Genomic DNA, 23,387 nt, shown 5'->3' on the forward strand with positions numbered 1-23,387 from the left:
GTGCAACAAGCACGTTATTACCTGTTGGGTGAAAGAGCGGTAGTGCTTGAACTGTCGCCGCCGGTGACCTTACCGAGCCAGCAGCGCATCTGGGCGCTGGCGGAAAAGCTGAATCACCACCCCGACGTGCGGGAAGTGGTGCCGGGGATGAATAACCTGACGCTGTTGCTGCATACGCCGCAGGCCGACGCCGAAGCGATGCTCGTGCTGCTGCAGCAAGGTTGGGAAAGCAAAGAGAGCCTGACGCCGGAATCGCGCCAGGTGGATATTCCGGTGGTCTACGGCGGGGAGCATGGCCCCGATCTGGATGAAGTGGCGCGCCATACCGGCATGACGCCGCGGCAGGTGGTGGAATGCCACGCGGCGGCGGCCTACGTGGTCTATTTCCTCGGCTTTCAGCCGGGCTTCTCCTATTTGGGCGGCATGCCGGAACTGCTGGCGACGCCGCGCCGCGCGGAACCGCGTCTGGCGGTGGCGGCCGGTTCCGTTGGCATCGGCGGCGGCCAGACCGGTATCTATCCGCTGGTGACGCCCGGCGGCTGGCAGCTGATCGGCCGCACGCCGCTGGCGCTGTTCAATCCGCATGAAATGCCGCCGACGCTGCTGCGCCCGGGCGATAACGTGCGCTTCGTGCCGCAGAAGGAGGGTGTATGCTGATTATTCTGCGTGCCGGCATCTATACCACGGTGCAGGATTTGGGCCGCGAGGGATTCCGCCGCCTGGGCATCAGCACCGGCGGGGCGCTGGATCAACCGGCGCTGAAGATCGCCAACCTGCTGGTGGGCAATGCGCCGGAGGCCGCCGGGCTGGAGATCACCCTCGGCCAGTTCGGCGCCGAGTTTACCCGACCTGGCTGGATCGCCTTGACCGGTGCCGGCTGCGACGCGCAGCTGGACGGCAAGCCGCTGTGGACCGGCTGGCGCTACCCGGTGAAAAAGGGGCAGCGGCTGGTGCTGGGCACGCCGAAACGCGGCATGCGCAGCTACCTGGCGATCTCGGGCGGCATCGCCGTGCCGGAAATGCTGGGATCGTGCAGCACCGACATGAAAGCCGCCTTTGGCGGCCACGAAGGCCGTAATCTGAAGGACGGCGATCGGCTGCCGCTGGGCAAATCCACCGCGCTGCCGCAACACCGCTGCGGCGTGAAGCAGCTGCTGTTCACCAACCGCATCCGCGCGCTGCCGGGGCCGGAGTACGCTGAATTCAGCGAAGAGGCGCAGGACACGTTCTGGCGCACCGCCTGGCAGCTCAGCCCGCAGAGCAACCGCATGGGCTACCGCCTGCACGGCGGCACGCCGCTGGAGCGCACCACCGATCGAGAGATGCTGTCGCACGGCCTGCTGCCCGGCGTGGTGCAGGTGCCGCACAACGGCCAGCCGATCGTGCTGATGGCCGATGCGCAAACCACCGGCGGTTACCCGCGTATCGCCTGCGTGATCGAGGCCGATCTCTACCACTTGGCGCAGATCCGTCTCGGCGAACCGGTCCACTTCGTTCTCTGCTCACTGGCCGAGGCGCAGCGCGCCAAAGCCGAGCAGGATCTCTTCCTTCGACAGATTGCCTGGGGGTTACATGATCGTTGATTTGAACGCCGATCTCGGCGAAGGCTGCGCCAACGACCAGGCGCTGTTGCAACTGGTGAGCTCGGCCAACATCGCCTGCGGCTTCCACGCCGGCGATGCGCAGACCATGCGTCAGTCGGTGCGCTGGGCATTGCAGTACGGCGTGGCGATCGGCGCTCACCCGAGTTTTCCCGATCGGGAGAACTTCGGCCGCACCCGCATGCAGCTGCCGCCGGAAACGGTGTACGCGCAGGTGGTGTATCAGCTCGGGGCGCTGGCGGCCATCGCCCGCGCCGAGGGCGGGGTGATGGTGCACGTTAAGCCGCACGGCATGCTGTACAACCAGGCGGCGGTTGAGCCGGCGCTGGCGGAAGCGATCGCCCGGGCGGTGCAGGCGGTCGATCCGGCGCTGCGGCTGGTGGGGCTGGCCGGCAGCGAGCTGATTCGCGCCGGGGAACAACTCGGTCTGACCACCCGACAGGAGGTGTTCGCCGATCGCGGCTATCAGGCTGACGGCACGCTGGTGCCGCGCGGTTTGCCGGGGGCGCTGATTGAGGATGACGAACAGGCGCTGGCGCAAACGCTGGAGATGGTGCGCCATCACCGGGTGCGCAGCGTGGATGGCGTCTGGACTGCCGTTCAGGCGGAAACCGTCTGCCTGCACGGGGACGGCGAGCATGCGCTGGCGTATGCGCGCAAGCTGCGGGACAGTTTTGTTCAGCAGGGCATCCGCGTCAGCGCGGAGCAGTAAAGCAATAAAGCAAGACACAACATCACAAGCAAAAAACTATTAGAAAATATCGAGGGAAGACTATGGAACAGGCCGTGAATCTCTGGCCACTGATTGGCATCGCCGCCATCGTGGTCGGGTTTGTATTGCGTTTCAACCCGGTGCTGGTGGTGATCGCCGCCGGTATCATCACCGGTCTGGCGGCGCTGATGCCGCTGGACGTCATTCTGGAAAAGCTCGGCGAGGGCTTTCTCAATACCCGCAACCTGCCGCTGATCCTGCTGTTGCCGCTGGCGGTGATCGGCCTGCTGGAGCGCCACGGGCTGAAAGAACGGGCGCAGGCGTGGATCGCCAGGATCAAAAGCGCCACCGCCGGCCGTCTGCTGATCGTCTACCTGTTCGTGCGCGAGATTACCGCGGCGATGGGGCTGACCAGCCTGGGCGGGCATCCGCAGATGGTGCGGCCGCTGCTGGCGCCGATGGCGGAAGGGGCAACGGAAAACCGCTACGGCGAGCTGCCGGAGCGCACGCGCCACCGTTTGCGAGCCATGTCGGCCGCGACCGACAACGTCGGGCTGTTCTTCGGCGAGGATATCTTCGTCGCCTTCGGCGCGATCATCTTCATGCACAACTTTATGCTGGAGTCCGGCGGCATTCAGACCGAGCCGCTGCATATCGCGCTGTGGGGCATTCCGACCGCGATTTTCGCTTTCCTGATCCACGCGTTCCGGCTGTATCGGATGGATAAGCAGCTGAGCGCCGAGCTGGCGCAGCTGAATCAGGCGGCGCTGCAGGCGAAGGGGGAGGCACGATGAACTTCCAGCAACAATATCTCTACTGGCTGGCCGGCGCGGTGCTGCTGATTGTGGCGGTGATGTCCTTCCGCGATCGCGCCAACCCGCGCCGCATCACCACCGGGCTGTTTTGGGGGCTGTACGGCCTGGTGTTCCTGGTCGGCGACTGGACTTACCGCCTGCTGGGCGACGTGCTGGGCGAGGGTAGCAACGAAAAACGCATGCTGCACATCATCGTTGGCGTGGTGGTGGTGGTGATGGCCCTGATTGCCGGTTTCGGCGGTGTGCGCCTCGGCAGCTATCATCAACGGACGCCGCAGGAGCGCGAGGCCAGCGCCAAGCGCCTGGGCAACAAGCTGTTTATCCCCGCTCTGGCAATCCCGGTGGTGACGGTGATCGGCGTGCTGCTGTTCAACAACGTGCCGGCGTTGCAAAGCGCGGTATTCGGCAGCGGCAACCATGCGACGCTGATCACCCTGTTCTCGATGACCGTCGGCTGCCTGATTGGCCTGGCGATCGCGGTGAAAATGACCCATGAGAAGGCCCTGCAGCCGATACAGGAAGCGCGGCGCCTGCTGGATTCGATCGGCTGGGCGTTCATTCTGCCGCAGATCCTCGCCACGCTGGGGCTGCTGTTTACCGTCGCCGGCGTCGGCACCGCGATCTCGCATTTGACCCAGGAGTATCTGGCGGTGGATAACCGCTTTATCGCCGTGGCGGTCTACGCTATCGGTATGGCTGTGCTGACCATGGTGATGGGCAACGCCTTCGCCGCTTTCCCGATCGTTACCGCCGGCATCGGCATTCCGATCCTGGTGTTGCAGCACGGCGGCAACCCGGCGGTGATGGCGGCGATCGGCATGTTCTCCGGTTATTGCGGCACCCTGATGACGCCGATGGCGGCGAACTTCAACATCGTGCCGGCGGCGCTGCTGGAGCTACCGGACAAGAATGCGGTGATCAAGGCGCAGGTGCCGACCGGCGTGCTGCTGCTGTTGGTTAACGTGTTCCTGCTGTATTTCCTGATGTTCCTGTAGGAGTAAGGATGCAAAAAGTATTGATTACCGGCTTTGAGCCGTTTGGCGGCGAGCGCCTCAACCCCTCCTGGGAAGTGGTGAAGCAGCTCAATGATATGGAACTGGTCGGCACGCGCATCGTGGCGCGCCAACTGCCGTGCGTGTTCGGCGCGGCGCTGGAGGCGCTCAATGCGGCGATCGACGAGGTGCAGCCGGTGATGGTGCTGGCTATCGGCCAGGCCGGCGGCCGCACCGACATCACGATTGAACGGGTGGCGATCAACGTCGACGATGCGCGTATCCCCGACAATCAGGGGCAACAGCCGGTGGACGAGCCGATCGTCGCCGGCGGCCCGGCGGCCTATTTCAGCACCTTGCCGATCAAGGCGATGGTCAGTTCGATGCGTGAGGCCGGCATTCCGGCCGCCGTTTCGCAGACCGCCGGCACCTACGTGTGCAACCATGTCATGTATGGCTTGCTGCACCGTTTGAGCGGCCAGCGCGAGGTGAAGGGCGGCTTTATCCATATCCCGTATCTGCCGGAGCAGGCGGCGGCGCACCCCGGCGCGCCGAGCATGGCGGCTTCGACGGTGCTGTTTGCATTGGAGCTGGCCGTTTCCATCGCTTTGCAGGTGGAGCACGATCTGAAAGTGGTGGGCGGCGCGACGCATTAATCATGTCATCCCCGGCGCATCGGGCTGCGCCGGGTCTACGCAAGGAGTGGTCTATGCCGGAAGGACCGGAGATTCGCCGGGCGGCGGACAAACTGGCGGCGGCGGTGATCGATCAGCCGCTGACCGACGTCGATTTCGCTTTTCCCCAGCTGAAACACTATCGCCAGCGTCTGCTCGGCGAGCGCATCGTCGCCATCGAGCCGCGCGGCAAGGCGCTGCTGACCCATTTCTCCAATGGGTTGACGATGTACAGCCACAACCAGCTGTATGGCGTGTGGAAAGTGGCGGCGGCCGGGGAGACGCCGGAGACCCGGCGCGATCTGCGGGTGCGGCTGGAAACCGCCCGCAGCGCGATATTGCTCTACAGCGCTTCCGACATTACCGTCGGGCCGCGCGAGGAGATAGAGCAACACCCGTTTTTGCAACGCATCGGCCCCGACGTGTTGGACATGTCGCTGACGGTAGACGATGTGGAGGAGCGGTTGCTGACGCCGCGTTTTCGCCGCCGGCAGCTGGGCGGCATGCTGCTCGACCAGGCGTTTCTCGCCGGATTGGGCAATTATCTGCGCGCCGAAATCCTGTGGCAGGCCGAACTGGCACCGCAGCACAAACCGCAGGATCTGCCGCCGGAAGCGCTGCGCCGCCTGGCGGAAGCATTGCTGGCGGTGCCGCGCCTTTCCTACCAGACGCGCGGGCAGGCGGATGACAACCGGCATCACGGCGCGCTGTTTCGCTTCAAGGTGTTTCATCGCAGCGGCGAGCCCTGCGAACGCTGCGGTGAGATGATCGTGCGTACCGAGCTATCGTCGCGGCCGTTTTATTGGTGCCCGGGCTGCCAGAAATAACCAAAAAAAAACGCCGCCCGAAGGGGGCGGCGCTGTGCAGCTTCAGCCGGGAAAGCGGCTTACTTGTTTTTCAGCTGGGATTTGAAATCACGCTCGGCATAGCCGGTGTACAGCTGACGCGGACGGGCAATTTTGATGCCTTCGTCGTGCATTTCGTTCCAGTGGGCGATCCAGCCGATGGTGCGCGCGATGGCGAAGATCACGGTGAACATGGAAGAAGGAATGCCCATCGCCTTCAGGATGATGCCGGAGTAGAAGTCGACGTTCGGGTACAGTTTCTTCTCGATGAAGTACGGGTCGTTCAGCGCGATGTGTTCCAGCTCCATCGCGACCTGCAGCAGGTTGTCGTCCTTCTTGTTCAGCTCTTTCAGCACTTCGTGACAGGTTTCGCGCATCACGGTAGCGCGCGGATCGTAGTTCTTGTACACGCGGTGGCCGAAGCCCATCAGGCGGAAGGAGTCGTTCTTGTCCTTGGCGCGCTTGATGAATTCCGGAATGTGCTCGACGGTCTTGATCTCTTCCAGCATTTTCAGCGCCGCTTCGTTGGCGCCGCCGTGTGCCGGCCCCCACAGGGAGGCGATGCCGGCCGCGATGCAGGCGAACGGGTTGGCGCCGGAAGAGCCGGCGGTGCGCACGGTAGAGGTAGAGGCGTTCTGCTCATGGTCGGCGTGCAGGATCAGGATGCGATCCATGGCGCGTTCCAACACCGGGTTCACCACGTACTCTTCGCACGGGGTGGCGAACATCATGTGCAGGAAGTTGCCGGCATAGGACAGATCGTTGCGCGGGTAAACGAACGGCTGGCCCAGGGAGTATTTGTAGCACATCGCCGCCACGGTCGGCATTTTGGACAGCAGGCGGAACGCGGTAATTTCACGGTGACGCTCGTTGTTGACGTCCAGCGCATCGTGGTAGAACGCCGCCAGCGCGCCGGTCACGCCGCACAGCACCGCCATCGGGTGCGAGTCACGACGGAAGCCACGGAACAGATGGGTGATCTGGTCGTGGATCATGGTGTGGCGGGTGACGGTGGTTTTGAAGGTCTCGAACTCTTCCGGCGTTGGGGTCTCGCCGTACAGCAGGATGTAGCACACTTCCAGGTAGGAAGATTCTTTCGCCAGCTGCTCGATAGGGAAGCCGCGGTGCAGCAGCACGCCTTTGTCGCCGTCGATGAAGGTAATCTTGGATTCGCAAGAAGCGGTGGAGGTAAAGCCGGGATCAAATGTGAAATAACCTTTGGAACCCAGAGCGCGGACATCGAGGACATCGGGGCCCAGTGTCGGTGTCAATACGCCCAGTTCGATCGGAGCTTCGCTGTCGTTAATGGTTAGCGTCGCTTTCTTATCAGTCATTTACTGTCTCCTTAGCGCCTTATTTTAAAAACCACTAACAACTGAAATACCTTAAATCTCTGCAGGTTGCCCGCAAAAAAATGGTGCGGACGCTAACTCTGTGAGCGACTGCGCAACTGTGCGCGGGTAGGGTACAGAGTGCTGACCAGGCGAACGAGACGGGTGACCAGTTGTTAACGATTCATAGTAATTCGTTATAGTCTGTTAATCTTACCTATGAGCTGTTCGAAGAGATGTGAACCTATCCCAATAATCTGTTTTTATTTGCTTTATTTGCTTTTTGACGCCGGCAAAATCGAGCGGGAAACAACGGCTATTGGGATAGGTTCGTCAAATACACTGTTGCACAACTCGAACCCGGGGGGAAGTGTATCTGCTGACCCATAGCGCATCATAGGACCGTTTGTGCCCCTATATGTAATGGAAATGTTGATCTCTTGTCAAATCAGATAATTAATTTTGCACTAATTGTGAAATCCGTGATCTGAATCACTGTTCGGGGGAAATGTTATCAAAGCGGTTGTATGAGAATTGTAATCAGAATGTGATCCTCCTATACTGCCGCCAGGTCTCCGGATTACCCTGAAGTAGGAGCACCCAGCGTTATAAATGCGCGCCGTTTGAGCACAGAGGATGTTGATGTTTGAGCGCGTGACGTGTAAGGGTTTTAGGCTCTTAACGCTGTCTGATCCCCGCCCAGGCCCGGAGGAAGGAAAATAATAAGAGCTGTGTGGGCAAATACGTGAAAAAACAACGACCTGTCAACTTGGATCTGCAAACGATCCGGTTCCCCGTAACTGCGATAGCGTCTATCTTACACCGAGTCTCTGGCGTAATTACCTTCGTTGCCGTGGGTATCCTCCTCTGGCTGCTGGGCCTGTCACTCTCTTCCCAAGAGGGGTTCCTGCAGGCGGCCGCCATCATGAATAGCTTCATCGTCAAATTCATATTCTGGGGCATCCTCACGGCGCTGGCCTATCACATTTGCGGTGGCATCCGTCACTTGTTAATGGATTTTGGCTACATCGAAGAGAGTTTGGCCGCCGGTACCCGTTCCGCCCAGGTGGCGATCGGCCTGACCGTCGTGCTGTCAGTTCTGGCTGGAGTCCTCGTATGGTAAACAACGTTTCTGCATTAGGGCGCAACGGCGTGCACGATTGGCTGCTGCTGCGCGCTTCCGCTATCATCATCACCCTGTACGTCCTGTATATCCTGGGCTTCTTCGTCACGGCTCCGGAACTCACTTATGACATCTGGCGCGGTTTCTTCGCCACTTCCATTACGAAAGTGTTCACTCTGCTGACCTTGCTGTCGATTCTGGTGCATGCCTGGATCGGGCTGTGGCAGGTGCTGACGGACTACGTCAAGCCGCTGGCGGTTCGCCTGGTGTTGCAGCTGGCTGTCGTGGTCGCGTTGCTGGTCTATTTACTGTACGGAACAATCGTAGTGTGGGGTGCTTAAATGAAACTGCCAGTCAGAGAGTTTGATGCCGTCGTAATCGGCGCCGGCGGTGCGGGCATGCGTGCCGCGCTGCAAATTTCCCAAGCGGGCTCGACCTGTGCCCTGCTGTCCAAAGTTTTCCCGACCCGTTCCCATACCGTGTCCGCACAGGGCGGCATCACCGTCGCGCTGGGCAACAGCCACGAGGACAACTGGGAATGGCATATGTACGACACGGTGAAAGGTTCCGACTATATCGGTGACCAGGACGCCATCGAATATATGTGTAAAACCGGCCCGGAAGCGATTCTGGAACTGGAACACATGGGCCTGCCGTTCTCTCGTCTGGACGACGGCCGCATCTATCAGCGCCCGTTCGGCGGCCAGTCGCTGAACTTCGGCGGCGAGCAGGCGGCGCGTACCGCAGCCGCAGCCGACCGTACCGGCCACGCGCTGCTGCACACCCTGTACCAACAGAACCTGAAAAACCACACCACCATCTTCTCCGAGTGGTATGCGCTCGATCTGGTGAAAAACCAGGACGGCGCGGTGGTTGGCACCACGGCTATCTGCATCGAAACCGGTGAAGTGGTTTACTTCAAAGCCAAGGCCACCGTGCTGGCGACCGGCGGCGCAGGCCGTATTTACCAGTCCACCACCAACGCCCACATCAACACCGGCGACGGTGTCGGCATGGCGCTGCGCGCCGGCGTGCCGGTGCAGGACATGGAAATGTGGCAGTTCCACCCGACCGGCATCGCCGGCGCGGGCGTGCTGGTGACCGAAGGCTGCCGCGGCGAAGGCGGTTACCTGCTGAACAAACACGGCGAGCGCTTCATGGAGCGTTATGCGCCGAACGCCAAAGATCTGGCGGGCCGCGACGTGGTTGCCCGTTCGATCATGATCGAAATCCGCGAAGGCCGCGGCTGCGACGGTCCTTGGGGCCCGCACGCCAAGCTGAAGCTGGATCACCTGGGCAAAGAGGTGCTGGAATCCCGTCTGCCGGGCATTCTGGAACTGTCCCGCACCTTCGCGCACGTCGATCCGGTGAAAGAGCCGATCCCGGTTATCCCGACCTGTCACTATATGATGGGCGGCATTCCGACCAAGGTGACCGGCCAGGCGCTGACCGTGAACGAGAAAGGCGAAGACGTGGTGATCCCGGGGCTGTTCGCGGTGGGCGAAATCGCCTGCGTATCGGTGCACGGCGCCAACCGCTTGGGCGGCAACTCGCTGCTCGACCTGGTGGTGTTCGGCCGTTCCGCCGGCATGCACCTGCAGGAATCGCTGGAAGAGCAGGGCGTGAGCCGTGACGCCAGCGACTCCGACGTGGAAGCCTCGCTGGATCGTCTGAACCGTTGGAACAACACCCGTTCCGGCGAAGACCCGGTCGAAATTCGCAAAGCGCTGCAGTCTTGCATGCAGCACAACTTCTCGGTATTCCGCGAAGGCGATGCGATGGCCAAGGGCCTGGAAGAACTGAAAGTGATCCGTGAACGTCTGAAGAACGCACGCCTGGACGATACCTCCAGCGAGTTCAACACCCAGCGCATCGAGTGCCTGGAGTTGGATAACCTGATGGAGACCGCGTATTCCACCGCCGTGTCGGCCAACTTCCGTACCGAGAGCCGTGGCGCACACAGCCGCTTCGACTACCCGGAACGCGATGACGCCAACTGGCTGTGCCATTCGCTGTATCTGCCGCAATCGGAAAGCATGACGCGTCGTGAAGTGAACATGCAACCGAAGCTGCGCCCGGCATTCCCGCCGAAAGTGCGTTCTTACTAATTGCGGAGATCGACAGATGAAACTCGAATTTTCCATTTATCGCTACAACCCGGATGTCGATGACGCGCCGCACATGCAGGATTACACCCTGGAAGCGGAAGAAGGTCGCGACATGATGCTGCTGGATGCGTTGATCCAGCTGAAAGAAAAAGACCCGACCCTGTCGTTCCGTCGCTCATGCCGCGAAGGCGTGTGCGGTTCCGACGGCCTGAACATGAACGGTAAAAACGGCCTGGCGTGCATCACCCCGATTTCGTCGCTGCGCAAAGGCAACGGCAAGATCGTGATCCGTCCGCTGCCGGGCCTGCCGGTGGTGCGCGATCTGGTGGTGGATATGGGCCAGTTCTATACCCAGTATGAAAAGATCAAGCCATACCTGCTGAACGACGGCAAGAACCCGCCGGCGCGCGAGCACCTGCAGTCGCCGGAGCAGCGCGCCAAGCTGGACGGTCTGTACGAGTGCATTCTGTGCGCCTGCTGCTCGACCTCTTGCCCATCGTTCTGGTGGAACCCGGACAAGTTCATCGGGCCTGCCGGTCTGCTGGCGGCGTATCGCTTCCTGATCGACAGCCGTGACACGGAAACGCAAGAACGTTTAGATGATCTGGACGACGCTTTTAGTGTTTTCCGCTGCCATAGCATTATGAATTGTGTCAGTGTATGTCCTAAAGGCTTGAACCCGACGCGTGCGATCGGGCATATCAAGTCCATGCTGCTGCAACGCGGCGCATAAACGGAATGAGATGCTGCGCCGGGCTCTTTTCCGGCGCACATCCCATAGGGGAGGGAACCTCTAAAAACTGACCCGCGGCTGCGGCGCTATGCAGCCTGGTTCTTCCGCCGGTTTTTAGAGGTTCCTTGTAAGGGACCGCAAGGTCCATAACAGAACGTATCGGGCCGTCATGGCCGCAAGTACGTCGAGTGAACCGTTTTACGGCAAACCGTATTCATCACGGTAATTATGTTAACCACGGCGAAAACTAAAGCTTCAAAGCTTAAGGGATCATGATGCAGAACGGCGCAATGAAGGCCTGGCTGGATTCCTCCTATCTGGCGGGCGCGAACCAGTCTTACATAGAGCAGCTCTATGAAGACTTCTTAACCGATCCGGGTTCCGTTGAAGATAGCTGGCGTTCCATTTTTCAACAGCTACCAACCGCGGGTGTCAAACCCGATCAGCTTCACTCTCAAACGCGCGATTACTTCCGCCGCCTGGCGAAAGACTCCGCGCGCTACAATACCACCATCACCGATCCGGAAACCGACGCCAAACAGGTCAAGGTACTGCAGCTGATCAACGCCTTCCGCTTCCGCGGGCATCAGCATGCCAACCTCGATCCGCTCGGCCTGTGGCAGCGCGAGCAAGTTCCTGACCTTGATCCCGCTTACCACAACCTGACCGAAGCCGATTTCCAGGAAACCTTCAACGTGGGCTCTTTCGCCATCGGCAAAGAAACCATGAAGCTGGGCGATCTGTACGCCGCGCTGAAGCAGACCTATTGCGGCTCGATCGGCGCTGAGTACATGCACATCACCAACACCGAAGAGAAACGCTGGATTCAACAGCGCATCGAGTCGGTGGTGGGGCGCGCCAGCTTTACCGCCGACGAAAAACGCCGTTTCCTGAACGAGCTGACCGCGGCGGAAGGCCTGGAACGTTACCTGGGCGCCAAATTCCCGGGCGCCAAACGCTTCTCGCTGGAAGGCGGCGACGCGCTGGTGCCGATGCTGAAAGAGATGGTGCGTCACGCCGGCAAGAACGGCACGCGCGAAGTGGTGCTGGGCATGGCCCACCGCGGCCGTCTGAACGTGCTGATCAACGTGCTGGGCAAAAAGCCGGCCGACCTGTTCGACGAATTCGCCGGCAAGCATAAAGAACACCTCGGCACCGGTGACGTGAAATATCACCAGGGCTTCTCTTCCGACGTCGAAACCGAAGGCGGCATGGTTCACCTAGCGCTGGCGTTCAACCCGTCGCACCTGGAGATCGTCAGCCCGGTGGTCATGGGCTCGGTTCGCGCCCGTCGCGATCGCTTGGACGAAGCGCGCAGCAACATGGTGCTGCCGATCACCATCCACGGCGACGCCGCCATTACCGGCCAGGGCGTGGTTCAGGAAACCCTGAACATGTCTCAGGCTCGCGGCTACGAAGTGGGCGGCACCGTGCGCATCGTCATCAACAACCAGGTTGGTTTCACCACCTCCAACCCGCTGGATGCGCGCTCTACCGAATACTGCACCGACATCGCCAAAATGGTTCAGGCACCGATCTTCCACGTCAACGCGGACGATCCGGAGGCCGTGGCCTTCGTCACCCGCCTGGCGTTGGATTTCCGTAACACCTTTAAGCGTGACGTGATGATCGATCTGGTCTGCTACCGTCGCCATGGGCACAACGAGGCCGACGAGCCGAGCGCCACCCAGCCGGTGATGTATCAGAAGATCAAGAAACACCCTACGCCGCGCAAAATCTATGCTGACGTTCTGACCGAGCAGAACGTGGCCAGCCTGGAAGATGCCACGGAAATGGTCAACCTGTACCGCGACGCGCTCGACCGCGGCGATTGCGTGGTTGAAGAGTGGCGTCCGATGAACCTGCACTCCTTCACCTGGTCACCGTACCTGAACCACGAGTGGGACGAAGAGTACCCGAGCAAGGTTGAGATGAAGCGCCTGCAGGAGCTGGGCCGCCGCATCAGCACCGTGCCGGAAGCGATCGAAATGCAGTCGCGCGTGGCGAAAATCTACGCGGACCGCGCCGAGATGGCGGCGGGCAACAAGCCGTTCGACTGGGGCGCTGCCGAAACGCTGGCTTACGCTACCATGGCGGATGAAGGCATTCCAATCCGCATCTCCGGTGAAGACGCCGGCCGCGGTACCTTCTTCCACCGTCACGCGGTGGTGCACAACCAGAAAAATGGTTCGGTCTACGTTCCGCTGGCGAACATCCACAGCGGCCAGGGCGAATTCAAGGTCTGGGACTCCGTGCTGTCCGAAGAGGCGGTGCTGGCGTTCGAATACGGCTACGCCACGGCGGAACCGCGCACGCTGACCATCTGGGAAGCGCAGTTCGGTGACTTCGCCAACGGCGCGCAGGTCGTTATCGACCAGTTCATCAGCTCCGGCGAGCAAAAATGGGGCCGTATGTGCGGCCTGGTGATGCTGCTGCCGCACGGCTATGAAGGCCAGGGCCCAGAGCACTCTTCCGCACGTCTGGAACGCTATCTGCAGCTGTGCGCAGAGCAGAACATGCAGGTGTGCGTCCCGTCCACGCCGGCGCAGGTTTACCATATGCTGCGCCGTCAGGCGCTGCGCGGTATGCGCCGTCCGCTGGTGGTGATGTCGCCGAAGTCGCTGCTGCGTCACCCACTGGCGATTTCTTCGCTGGACGAACTGGCCAACGGCACCTTCCTGCCGGCGATCGGCGAGATCGACGACTTGGATCCGAAAGCGGTCAAGCGCGTCGTGCTGTGCTCCGGCAAGGTCTACTACGACCTGCTGGAACAGCGTCGCAAGAACGAGCAGAAAGACGTGGCCATCGTGCGTATCGAGCAGCTGTATCCGTTCCCGCATCAGGCCGTGCAGGCCGTGCTGGAGCAATACTCGCACGTGCATGATTTCGTCTGGTGTCAGGAAGAGCCGCTGAACCAGGGCGCCTGGTACTGCAGCCAACACAACTTCCGTGAAGTGGTGCCGTTCGGGGCTTCTTTACGTTACGCAGGACGTCCGGCCTCCGCTTCTCCGGCGGTGGGCTATATGTCCGTACACCAGAAGCAGCAGCAGGCTCTGGTGAACGACGCGCTGAATATTGACTAATGTTCGCTCGCTTGCCGGCCGAGGGGCCGGCAAGCAGATGATAAAAAACTTAAGGGAAAGCTAAATGAGTAGCGTAGATATTCTGGTTCCTGACCTTCCTGAATCGGTTGCCGATGCGACCGTAGCCACCTGGCACAAAAAACCGGGCGACAGCGTGCAGCGTGATGAAGTCCTGGTTGAAATCGAAACCGACAAAGTGGTGTTGGAAGTGCCGGCCAGTGAAGCGGGCATTCTCGATGCTATCGTGGAAGAAGAGGGCGCGACCGTACTGTCTCGCCAGCTGCTCGGCCGCATCCGTCCGGGCGACAGCTCCGGCAAGCCGACCGCTGAGAAGAGCCAGGAGAAAGAAGCCACGCCTGCCCAGCGCGCTACCGCGAGCCTGGAAGAAGAAAGCAATGACGCGCTCAGCCCGGCGATTCGCCGCCTGATCGCCGAACACGATCTCGATGCCAGCGCCATCAAAGGCACCGGCGTGGGTGGCCGCATCACGCGTGAAGACGTGGAAGCGCACCTGGCCAAAGGCGGCGCCGCCGCCAAACCGGCCGCCGCTGCTGAAGCCGCGCCGCAGCCTGCTCTGGCCGGCCGCAGCGAAAAACGCGTGCCGATGACTCGCCTGCGCAAACGCGTCGCCGAGCGTCTGCTGGAAGCGAAGAACAGCACCGCGATGCTGACCACCTTCAACGAAATCAACATGCAGCCGATCATGGATCTGCGCAAGCAGTACGGCGAAGCCTTCGAGAAGCGCCACGGCGTGCGTCTGGGCTTCATGTCCTTCTACATCAAGGCGGTGGTTGAAGCGCTGAAGCGCTTCCCGGAAGTGAACGCGTCGATCGACGGTTCTGACGTGGTTTACCACAACTACTTCGACATCAGCATCGCGGTTTCGACTCCGCGCGGCCTGGTGACGCCGGTACTGCGCGATGTGGACGCCATGAGCATGGCTGACATCGAGAAGAAAATCAAAGAGCTGGCCGTTAAGGGCCGCGACGGCAAACTGACCGTGGAAGAGCTGACCGGCGGTAACTTCACCATTACCAACGGCGGCGTATTCGGCTCCCTGATGTCTACCCCGATCATCAACCCGCCGCAGAGCGCCATCCTGGGCATGCACGCCATTAAAGATCGCCCAATGGCGGTCAATGGTCAGGTGGTGATCCAGCCGATGATGTATCTGGCGCTGTCTTATGACCACCGCCTGATCGACGGTAAAGAATCCGTCGGTTATCTGGTGACGGTCAAAGAGATGCTGGAAGATCCGGCTCGTCTGCTGCTGGACGTCTAGTAACCCTTGCCGGGCGCGGCATGCCGCGCCCGCACTCTGTGCTATGTGGCCGGAAAACCATGCGGTTTACCGCGTAATAATGGTCCGGCTAAAAACCTTCAGAACTGAATGGATAGAACATCATGAATTTACACGAATATCAGGCAAAACAGCTGTTTGCTCGGTATGGCATGCCGGCACCAACCGGTTACGCCTGTACCACTCCGCGTGAAGCAGAAGAAGCCGCATCCAAAATCGGCTCCGGCCCGTGGGTGGTGAAATGTCAGGTTCATGCTGGCGGCCGCGGTAAAGCGGGCGGCGTAAAAGTCGTCAACAGCAAAGAAGATATCCGTGCTTTCGCGGAAGCCTGGTTGGGCAAGCGTCTGGTGACTTACCAGACTGACGCGCTGGGCCAGCCGGTTAACCAGATCCTGGTTGAAGCGGCGACCGACATCGATAAAGAACTGTACCTGGGCGCCGTCGTAGACCGTGCGACCCGTCGCATCGTGTTCATGGCGTCTACCGAAGGCGGCGTGGAAATCGAGAAGGTGGCGGAAGAAACCCCAGAACTGATCCACAAAATGACCATCGATCCGCTGGCGGGTCCACAGCCTTATCAGGGCCGTGAGCTGGCCTTCAAACTGGGCCTGACCGGTAAGCAAGTCAGCCAGTTCGCCAAGATCTTCATGGGCCTGGCGACGTTGTTCCTGGAGCGCGATCTGGCGATGGTTGAGATCAACCCGCTGGTGATCACCAAGCAGGGCGATCTGGTGTGCCTAGACGGCAAACTGGGCGCCGACGGCAACGCCCTGTTCCGCCAGCCGGAACTGCGTGAAATGCGTGACCCTTCCCAGGAAGACGAGCGCGAATCCCGTGCGGCTCAGTGGGAGCTGAACTACGTTGCCCTCGACGGCAACATCGGCTGCATGGTTAACGGCGCCGGTCTGGCGATGGGCACCATGGACATCGTTAAACTGCACGGCGGCGAACCGGCCAACTTCCTGGACGTTGGCGGCGGCGCGACCAAAGAGCGCGTGACCGAAGCGTTCAAAATCATCCTGTCCGACGACAAGGTGAAAGCGGTTCTGGTTAACATCTTCGGTGGTATCGTACGTTGCGATCTGATCGCCGACGGCATCATCGGCGCAGTGGCCGAAGTGGGCGTTAACGTCCCGGTGGTGGTGCGCTTGGAAGGGAACAACGCCGAACTGGGCGCCAAGAAACTGGCGGACAGCGGCCTGAATATCATTGCTGCGACCAGCCTGACTGATGCGGCTCAGCAAGTTGTTGCAGCAGTGGAGGGTAAATAATGTCCATTTTAATCGATAAGAACACCAAAGTAATTTGCCAGGGCTTCACCGGTAGCCAGGGGACTTTCCACTCCGAACAAGCTATCGCTTACGGCACCAAAATGGTTGGCGGCGTAACCCCGGGCAAAGGCGGCACTCAGCACCTGGGCCTGCCGGTGTTCAACACCGTGCGCGAAGCGGTTGAAGCGACCGGCGCCACTGCCTCGGTGATCTACGTTCCAGCGCCGTTCTGCAAAGACTCCATCCTGGAAGCGATCGATGCCGGTATCAAACTGATCATCACCATCACCGAAGGCATCCCGACCCTGGACATGCTGACCGTGAAAGTGAAGCTGGACGAAGCCGGCGTGCGCATGATCGGGCCGAACTGCCCAGGCGTGATCACCCCAGGCGAGTGCAAAATCGGCATCATGCCTGGCCACATCCACCTGCCGGGCAAAGTGGGCATCGTTTCCCGCTCCGGTACCCTGACCTATGAAGCGGTGAAACAAACCACCGATGCCGGTCTGGGCCAGTCCACCTGCGTGGGTATCGGCGGCGACCCGATCCCGGGCTCCAACTTCATCGATATCCTGAAGATGTTCCAGCAGGATCCGCAGACCGAAGCGATCGTGATGATCGGTGAGATCGGCGGCAGCGCTGAAGAAGAAGCGGCAGCTTACATCAAAGAACACGTCACCAAACCGGTTGTCGGCTACATCGCCGGCGTAACCGCGCCGAAAGGCAAGCGCATGGGCCACGCGGGCGCCATCATCGCAGGCGGCAAAGGCACGGCGGACGAGAAGTTTGCTGCGCTGGAAGCGGCGGGCGTGAAAACCGTTCGCAGCCTGGCGGACATCGGCGACGCGGTAAAAGCGGTGCTGAAGCGCTAAGCATTTAGTACGAAATAACACTATCTCGACATGTTTGGCCACCCATTGGGTGGCCTTTTTTATGGGCGACGATCAGAAGTCGTTGAGCGCCTTGATCAGCGCGATCCGATCCTGCAGGCGGCGCTGTTGCACCGGATCCACGGCGGCTTGGCGCTGTTGCTCCAGCGAGGTGAGGGCGGCGCGGTAATCGTCGGCGTTGCGGAACAGCGCGTTTTTGACGTTGATCGACGCGACGTTGGTGTAGCGGCCGTCGTCGGTGGTCGGTACCTGGATAACGCCCTCATTGAGCAGCCGTTTGACGATCGCCCGCTGCGGTTCGTATCCCTCCATGCCGATCAGCTTCCAGCGCTGCGGCGGCACGCCCTGATACTGGCCGTGTTTCACTTCCGTCAGGTAGCGCAGGGTCAGGTGGCGAATGGTGCCTTCTTCTTCACCGTATTGCGCTTTGCTGTCGAACAGCACCGGGAAGGATTGCCCCTCCAGCGCGCCACCCTTTTGCGTCAGGTGGCCCATGCGGTAACTGTTCATGCCCAGACGGATCGGCATATCGTCGGTGACCGGCGTGCCGTCCGTCAGGCGCAGATCGACGATGCGCGAGCCGGCGGGTTGGCGCAGGTCGATGGTGTAAGTGACGCCGTCGAAGAAATCGTTGGTGGAATATTTGGACGATCGCCGCGCCGGGTTAAAGCTGTAGGTGACGTCGCCCGGCTGCAGCTGATTGAAATAGTCGGCGGACCACTCCATGTAGCGTTTAAGCGCTTTGCCGTTGAGCTGATACACGGTGATCTCGCCGCCGGCGTATTGGTAGTTAAAGGCGATATCCTTGGCCTTGATGTCGCCGACGTCCAGTTTGGCGCGATCGTTGTCGATCTGTAGGGCGATCACCTGCGCCAGCGGCGCATAGTGGCGGGCGGCCTGCTGGAACAGCGCGCTGATGCCGGTATCCTGCACGTGCACCTGGGGAATGCCGCGGAATTCGTCGGCGGGCACCAGATCGCTGCCGCTCAGCTTCGCCACGACCCGGTTGGCATTGGCGCGCAAAATGTCATGGTACGGCTGGTAGAGCGCCTGCATGGCGCTGTCCGGCGTCATCCCCTTGATGGGATAGGTGTAGCTGTTTTTGTCGATCAGCGTGAATTTGCCGTCGCGGCGTACAAACTGCAGATCGATACGCGACAGCGCGCGGCCGTATTTATCCGGCTCGGTGATGATGACGCCGTTAACCACCGCTTTGTCGATCTTCACATGCATATGGCCGGCGACGATCGCCGCCAGCTCCGGGTTGGCGTTGGCGATGTCGGCCACGCCGGTGCCGGGGCGCTGGTTCTCATTGTCGATGCCCATATGCGCCACCAGCACGATGGCGTCGACCTGGCCGTCGATTTGCCTGATGACCTGCTTCACCGCCTGCACCGGATCGGTGAAGTTCAGCCCTTTGATGCGATCGGTGCCCTTGGCGAATTCCGCGGTCATCGGCGTGTCCATGCCGATAATGCCGATCTTCACGCCCTGGCGTTCGACGATGGTGTAGGCCGGCAGATAGGGCTTGCCGTTGTCCCAGACGATATTGCCCGCCAGCGCCGCGCCCTTGAACTGCTTGAGCGGCGTAGCCAGCACCGGCAGGCCGAAGTCGAACTCGTGGTTGCCCATCACCCAGACGTCATAATTGAGCGCGTTGAGGCCCAGCATCATCGGGCTGACGGCCTCATGCTTGAAGGTTTCGACGAAGTTGCCCTGAATGGTGTCGCCGGCGTCCACCAGGATCAGGTTGGGCTGCTCGGCGCGCACCTTTTTGACCTGGGTGGCTATCTGGCTCAGGCTGCCCGCCAGATTTTCCGTGTCGCTGGCGTAGTCCCAGGGCACGAAGGTGCCGTGTAGATCGGAGGTGCCCAGCAGGGTGATATTTACCGTTTCGGCGGCCATGGCGTTTCCCGAGAGTCCCAAGACAGAGGCAAAGATGATTTTTTTCATAAGTTATTGTCACTCAATGCAATTTTAACATAAGTGGTCATTCTGCTACAAAATCGCAACCTTTACGATCCCATCGCGAGAAATAGACTAATATTGGAGAGAGATTTGTTGTTTTGTGACTGCTATCACTGTCACGGCTTATTGGAAATAAAAGGTTAATTATGTCGCATAATAAGCGCGTAATAATACAATGGCGGCTCTTTTAAATTACATTTATTTAACACAAAAATATCATTAAAAAACAATTAAACCATTGCGCAACATGACCCTAAGAAAATTATGCGAAATGTGCTGATGAATATGGAAATAAGATGCGGATAGGCTTAAATTGTCTCAGATCAAATTAGCCCGAAGTACCTCTTTCGGCTAAGATTTGACCTGTAACCAAAAGTCTAACCCACGTCACGTAAAAACCTATTTATTGTGTGGGATTGGGCGAGTATCATCCATGTTGTGATTATGGATGGTTGATCTTGTTGCATTTGTTACCCGTTGTCGGTTTTCAGTGGCGTGCTTGTCGACGGCCCGAGGGGCTATTGGCCGAGTGTGCGGTTGAAAGCGGAGAAGCTGGATCAAATTTGTTGTGTTTAAGGGCATTCACTGCGGGGCGTTACTGGCGGCTTTGAAAGAGGCGTGCCGATAACCGCGTGTCGGAGTCTTCCTGCGAGGAGCAAGGAGTCAAGATGTTTGATATTGTCGAACTGTCGCGCTTACAGTTTGCTTTAACGGCGATGTACCATTTCTTATTTGTCCCATTAACGCTCGGTATGGCGTTCTTGCTGGCAATTATGGAAACGGTATATGTCCTGTCTGGCAAACAAATCTATAAAGACATGACCAAATTCTGGGGAAAGTTATTTGCGATTAACTTTGCTCTGGGTGTGGCCACCGGTTTGACCATGGAGTTCCAGTTCGGGACTAACTGGTCGTATTTCTCTCACTACGTCGGCGATATCTTCGGGGCCCCACTGGCTATCGAAGGTCTGATGGCGTTCTTCCTTGAATCGACGCTGGTCGGCCTGTTCTTCTTCGGCTGGGATCGTCTGAGCAAGGTGCAGCACATGGCGGTAACCTGGTTTGTGGCCCTCGGCTCCAACCTGTCCGCGCTGTGGATCCTGGTCGCCAACGGCTGGATGCAGAACCCGATCGCGTCGGATTTCAACTTCGAAACCATGCGCATGGAGATGGTCAGCTTCTCCGAACTGGTGCTTAACCCGGTTGCGCAGGTGAAATTCGTTCACACCGTGGCTTCCGGCTACACCTGCGGCGCGATGTTCGTTCTGGGCATCAGCTCCTACTACCTGCTGAAAGGCCGCGACATCGCCTTCGCCAAGCGCTCCTTCGCCATCGCTGCCAGCTTCGGTATGGCTGCCATTCTGTCCGTTATCGTTCTGGGTGATGAATCCGGCTACGAAATGGGCGACGTGCAGAAAACCAAACTGGCCGCTATCGAAGCGGAATGGGACACCCAGCCGGCGCCGGCGTCCTTCACCCTGTTCGGCATTCCCGATCAGGACAAGATGGAAAACTCCTTCTCTATTCAGATCCCGTATGCGCTTGGCCTGATCGCCACCCGCTCCACGGACACTCAGGTCACCGGCCTGAAAGATCTGATGGCGCAGCATGAAGTGCGCATCCGCAACGGGATGAAAGCCTACCAGCTGCTGGAAGAGCTGCGCGGCGGCAACACCGATCCTGCGGTGCGTGCCGAATTCAACAAAACCAAGCAAGACCTGGGCTACGGCATGCTGCTGAAGCGCTATACCCCGAACGTCACCGACGCGACGGAAGCGCAGATCCAGCTGGCGACCAAGGACTCCATTCCGCGCGTGGCGCCGCTGTACTTCGCCTTCCGCATCATGGTGGCCTGTGGCGTGATCATGCTGTTGATCATCGGCCTGTCGTTCTGGAACGTGATCCGCGGCCGCATCGGCCAGAAAAAATGGCTGCACCGCGCGGCGCTGTACGGTTTGCCGCTGCCTTGGATCGCGATCGAGTCCGGCTGGTTCGTGGCGGAATACGGCCGTCAACCGTGGGCGATTGGTGAGGTGCTGCCGACGGCGGTCGCCAACTCTTCGCTGACCGCGGGCGACATTCTGTTCTCGATGGGGCTGATCTGCGGCTTGTACACCCTATTCCTGGTGGCTGAATTGTACCTGATGTTCAAGTTTGCGCGTCTGGGTCCAAGCAGCCTGAAAACCGGCCGCTATCACTTTGAACAACCGACTGCCGCCGTGCAGGAAGCGCGCTAAACAGGAGTCCACGTATGTTTGATTATGAAGTACTGCGATTTATTTGGTGGGTCCTGGTTGGCGTACTGCTGATCGGCTTCGCCGTCACCGACGGTTTCGACATGGGCGTCGGCATTCTGGTGCGCATCATCGGGAAAACCGATACCGAGCGCCGGGTGATGATCAACTCCATCGCCCCGCACTGGGACGGTAACCAGGTGTGGCTGATCACCGCAGGCGGCGCGCTGTTCGCAGCCTGGCCGATGGTCTACGCAGCGGCCTTCTCCGGCTTCTACGTCGCCATGATCCTGGTGCTGGCCGCCTTGTTCTTCCGCCCGGTCGGTTTCGACTACCGTTCCAAGCTGGAGAGCAGCCGCTGGCGCAACATGTGGGACTGGGGCATCTTCATCGGCTCCTTTGTGCCTGCCGTGGTCTTCGGCGTGGCGTTCGGCAACCTGCTGCAGGGCGTGCCGTTCCACATGGACGAGTACATGCGCCTGTTCTACACCGGCAACTTCTTCCAACTGCTGAATCCGTTCGGTCTGTTGGCGGGCGTGGTCAGCCTGACCATGCTGGTCACCCAGGGGGCGACCTACCTGCAAATGCGCACCACCGGCGAGATCCACCTGCGTTCACGCGCTGCGGCGCAGATCGCGACGTTGATCATGGCGGTGTGCTTCCTGCTGGCGGGCGTATGGCTGGTGAAAGGCATCGACGGCTTCGTCGTGACGTCGGCGCTGGACACCCTGGCGGAATCCAACCCGATGCGTAAAGAAGTGGCGCATCAGGCCGGCGCCTGGCTGATCAACTTCAACAAGTATCCGCTGCTGTGGGCGTTGCCTGCGCTGGGCGTGGTGCTGCCGTTGTTCACCATCCTGTTCTCGCGTCTGGAGAAAGGCGCGCTGGCGTTCGTCACCTCGTCGCTGACCATCGCCTGCGTCATCCTCACCGCCGGGGTCACCATGTTCCCGTTCGTGATGCCGTCCAGCACCGTGCCTAACGTCAGCCTGACCATGTGGGACGCGACGTCGAGCCTGTTGACGCTGAAAGTGATGACCGTCGTGGCGGCGATCTTCGTGCCTATCGTTTTGGCGTACACCAGCTGGTCGTACTACAAAATGTTCGGTCGCCTCGACAAGAACTACATCGAAAACAACAAGCATTCGCTGTACTAAGGATAAGGAGCTAAACCATGTGGTATTTTGCCTGGATTCTCGGAACGCTTCTTGCCTGCGCCTTCGGCATCATCACGGCGCTGGCGCTTGAGCAGAGCGAAGCGACTAAAGCTCAGCAAGACGGTAAGTGATGAGCTCGTCCGTGATTGACAAGCTGTACGCTGTCACCGACAAGGGCCCGATCCGGGCCCTTTCCCTGGTGCTGGCGTTGGTTTTGGCGGGGTGCGTGTTCTGGGATCCGACGCGTTTCGCCGCCAAAACCAGCTCGCTGGAGATTTGGGAAGGGCTGCTGCTGATTTGGGCGGTGTGCGCCGGGGTGATCCACGGTTTCGGATTCCGCCCGCAGCGCAGCATTTGGCGGGCCTTTTTCGCGCCGCTTCCCGCAATTGTGATCTTGTGCGCAGGATTACTTTACGTTTCTTTATAATCTCCCCGATGTCCCCATGTTATGGGCCCTCACGGCCCATAATTATTTTCATTCCCATCTTGTAACCCATTCCCAACCCGATCCGTCTTGCGTATAGTAGCAGCGTTAAATTGCATTGCTGGG

At 59.9% G+C, this 23,387-nt stretch carries 21 protein-coding genes; 19 read left to right on the forward strand and 2 right to left on the reverse strand.

Annotated features, from left to right (window positions below; translation table 11 throughout):
- From pxpB to nei, 7 genes are all read left to right on the forward strand, one after another.
- The gene (gene pxpB / locus SSARUM2_RS06020; RefSeq protein ID WP_120150931.1) at positions 1-657 is read left to right on the forward strand and encodes a 5-oxoprolinase subunit PxpB; all 657 of its coding nucleotides are present in this window, start codon (positions 1-3) and stop codon (positions 655-657) included.
- Positions 651-1,583 (forward strand): 5-oxoprolinase subunit PxpC, encoded by a 933-nt coding sequence (gene pxpC / locus SSARUM2_RS06025; protein WP_060452730.1) that lies wholly within the window; start codon positions 651-653, stop codon positions 1,581-1,583. The genes pxpB and pxpC overlap by 7 nt, the downstream gene beginning before the upstream one ends.
- Positions 1,573-2,313, forward strand: coding sequence for a 5-oxoprolinase subunit PxpA (pxpA, locus tag SSARUM2_RS06030; protein WP_033647161.1), 741 nt, complete (start codon positions 1,573-1,575; stop codon positions 2,311-2,313). Before pxpC ends, pxpA begins: the two co-directional genes overlap by 11 nt.
- Before the next feature lie 62 nt (positions 2,314-2,375).
- Complete coding sequence (locus SSARUM2_RS06035) at positions 2,376-3,107, forward strand: DUF969 domain-containing protein (protein WP_015376970.1); 732 nt, start codon at positions 2,376-2,378, stop codon at positions 3,105-3,107.
- Positions 3,104-4,123, forward strand: a complete 1,020-nt coding sequence (locus SSARUM2_RS06040; RefSeq protein ID WP_033655164.1) for a DUF979 domain-containing protein — start codon at positions 3,104-3,106, stop codon at positions 4,121-4,123. Before SSARUM2_RS06035 ends, SSARUM2_RS06040 begins: the two co-directional genes overlap by 4 nt.
- Before the next feature lie 8 nt (positions 4,124-4,131).
- On the forward strand, positions 4,132-4,776 hold the full coding sequence (gene pcp / locus SSARUM2_RS06045) for a pyroglutamyl-peptidase I (protein WP_016928732.1): 645 nt from the start codon (positions 4,132-4,134) through the stop codon (positions 4,774-4,776).
- Positions 4,777-4,829: 53 nt separating this feature from the next.
- Positions 4,830-5,621, forward strand: coding sequence for an endonuclease VIII (gene nei / locus SSARUM2_RS06050; protein WP_060452731.1), 792 nt, complete (start codon positions 4,830-4,832; stop codon positions 5,619-5,621).
- A gap of 59 nt (positions 5,622-5,680) precedes the next feature.
- Here the strand turns inward: nei and SSARUM2_RS06055 are convergent, their stop codons facing one another.
- Complete coding sequence (locus tag SSARUM2_RS06055) at positions 5,681-6,973, reverse strand: citrate synthase (protein ID WP_016928730.1); 1,293 nt, start codon at positions 6,971-6,973, stop codon at positions 5,681-5,683.
- A 730-nt stretch (positions 6,974-7,703) separates the two neighbouring features.
- On the opposite strand from SSARUM2_RS06055, the gene sdhC reads away from it, so the two are divergent.
- From sdhC to sucD, 8 genes are all read left to right on the forward strand, one after another.
- A complete protein-coding gene (sdhC, locus tag SSARUM2_RS06060; RefSeq protein ID WP_004939893.1) occupies positions 7,704-8,093 on the forward strand; it encodes a succinate dehydrogenase cytochrome b556 subunit in 390 nt (129 codons plus the stop codon).
- Positions 8,087-8,434, forward strand: a complete 348-nt coding sequence (gene sdhD / locus SSARUM2_RS06065; protein ID WP_004939891.1) for a succinate dehydrogenase membrane anchor subunit — start codon at positions 8,087-8,089, stop codon at positions 8,432-8,434. The genes sdhC and sdhD overlap by 7 nt, the downstream gene beginning before the upstream one ends.
- Positions 8,435-10,201: a succinate dehydrogenase flavoprotein subunit gene (gene sdhA, locus SSARUM2_RS06070; protein ID WP_015376974.1), complete on the forward strand. Its 1,767-nt coding sequence runs from the start codon at positions 8,435-8,437 to the stop codon at positions 10,199-10,201.
- 16 nt (positions 10,202-10,217) lie between these two features.
- Positions 10,218-10,934, forward strand: coding sequence for a succinate dehydrogenase iron-sulfur subunit (locus SSARUM2_RS06075; protein WP_004939885.1), 717 nt, complete (start codon positions 10,218-10,220; stop codon positions 10,932-10,934).
- Positions 10,935-11,209: 275 nt separating this feature from the next.
- Positions 11,210-14,017 carry a 2-oxoglutarate dehydrogenase E1 component gene (sucA, locus tag SSARUM2_RS06080; RefSeq protein ID WP_033647497.1) on the forward strand — a complete coding sequence of 936 codons (2,808 nt, stop codon included), beginning with the start codon at positions 11,210-11,212 and terminating at the stop codon, positions 14,015-14,017.
- Between the two features lie 64 nt (positions 14,018-14,081).
- Entirely contained in the window at positions 14,082-15,299 is a 1,218-nt protein-coding gene (gene odhB / locus SSARUM2_RS06085) for a 2-oxoglutarate dehydrogenase complex dihydrolipoyllysine-residue succinyltransferase (protein ID WP_049195548.1), read from the forward strand.
- Between the two features lie 122 nt (positions 15,300-15,421).
- Positions 15,422-16,588, forward strand: coding sequence for an ADP-forming succinate--CoA ligase subunit beta (gene sucC / locus SSARUM2_RS06090; protein ID WP_015376978.1), 1,167 nt, complete (start codon positions 15,422-15,424; stop codon positions 16,586-16,588).
- A complete protein-coding gene (gene sucD / locus SSARUM2_RS06095) occupies positions 16,588-17,460 on the forward strand; it encodes a succinate--CoA ligase subunit alpha (protein WP_004939878.1) in 873 nt (290 codons plus the stop codon). The genes sucC and sucD overlap by 1 nt, the downstream gene beginning before the upstream one ends.
- 72 nt (positions 17,461-17,532) lie before the next feature.
- On the opposite strand, the gene SSARUM2_RS06100 is transcribed toward sucD, so the two are convergent.
- The gene (locus SSARUM2_RS06100; RefSeq protein WP_049234521.1) at positions 17,533-19,431 is read right to left on the reverse strand and encodes a 5'-nucleotidase C-terminal domain-containing protein; all 1,899 of its coding nucleotides are present in this window, start codon (positions 19,429-19,431) and stop codon (positions 17,533-17,535) included.
- 683 nt (positions 19,432-20,114) lie between these two features.
- Here SSARUM2_RS06100 and cydA point away from each other — a divergent pair.
- From cydA to ybgE, 4 genes are read left to right on the forward strand one after another with little or no spacing between them, the layout of a single operon-like run.
- Positions 20,115-21,683, forward strand: a complete 1,569-nt coding sequence (gene cydA, locus SSARUM2_RS06105; protein ID WP_019454034.1) for a cytochrome ubiquinol oxidase subunit I — start codon at positions 20,115-20,117, stop codon at positions 21,681-21,683.
- Between the two features lie 14 nt (positions 21,684-21,697).
- A complete protein-coding gene (cydB, locus tag SSARUM2_RS06110; RefSeq protein ID WP_019454033.1) occupies positions 21,698-22,837 on the forward strand; it encodes a cytochrome d ubiquinol oxidase subunit II in 1,140 nt (379 codons plus the stop codon).
- A gap of 17 nt (positions 22,838-22,854) precedes the next feature.
- Positions 22,855-22,968: a cytochrome bd-I oxidase subunit CydX gene (gene cydX, locus SSARUM2_RS06115; RefSeq protein WP_004939868.1), complete on the forward strand. Its 114-nt coding sequence runs from the start codon at positions 22,855-22,857 to the stop codon at positions 22,966-22,968.
- A complete protein-coding gene (gene ybgE, locus SSARUM2_RS06120; RefSeq protein WP_033647158.1) occupies positions 22,968-23,264 on the forward strand; it encodes a cyd operon protein YbgE in 297 nt (98 codons plus the stop codon). Before cydX ends, ybgE begins: the two co-directional genes overlap by 1 nt.
- The last annotated feature ends 123 nt before the right edge of the window (positions 23,265-23,387 follow it).

The sequence above is a fragment of the Serratia sp. K-E0102 genome, assembly GCF_029962625.1.
GTDB classification, from domain to species: Bacteria; Pseudomonadota; Gammaproteobacteria; order Enterobacterales; family Enterobacteriaceae; genus Serratia; species Serratia sarumanii.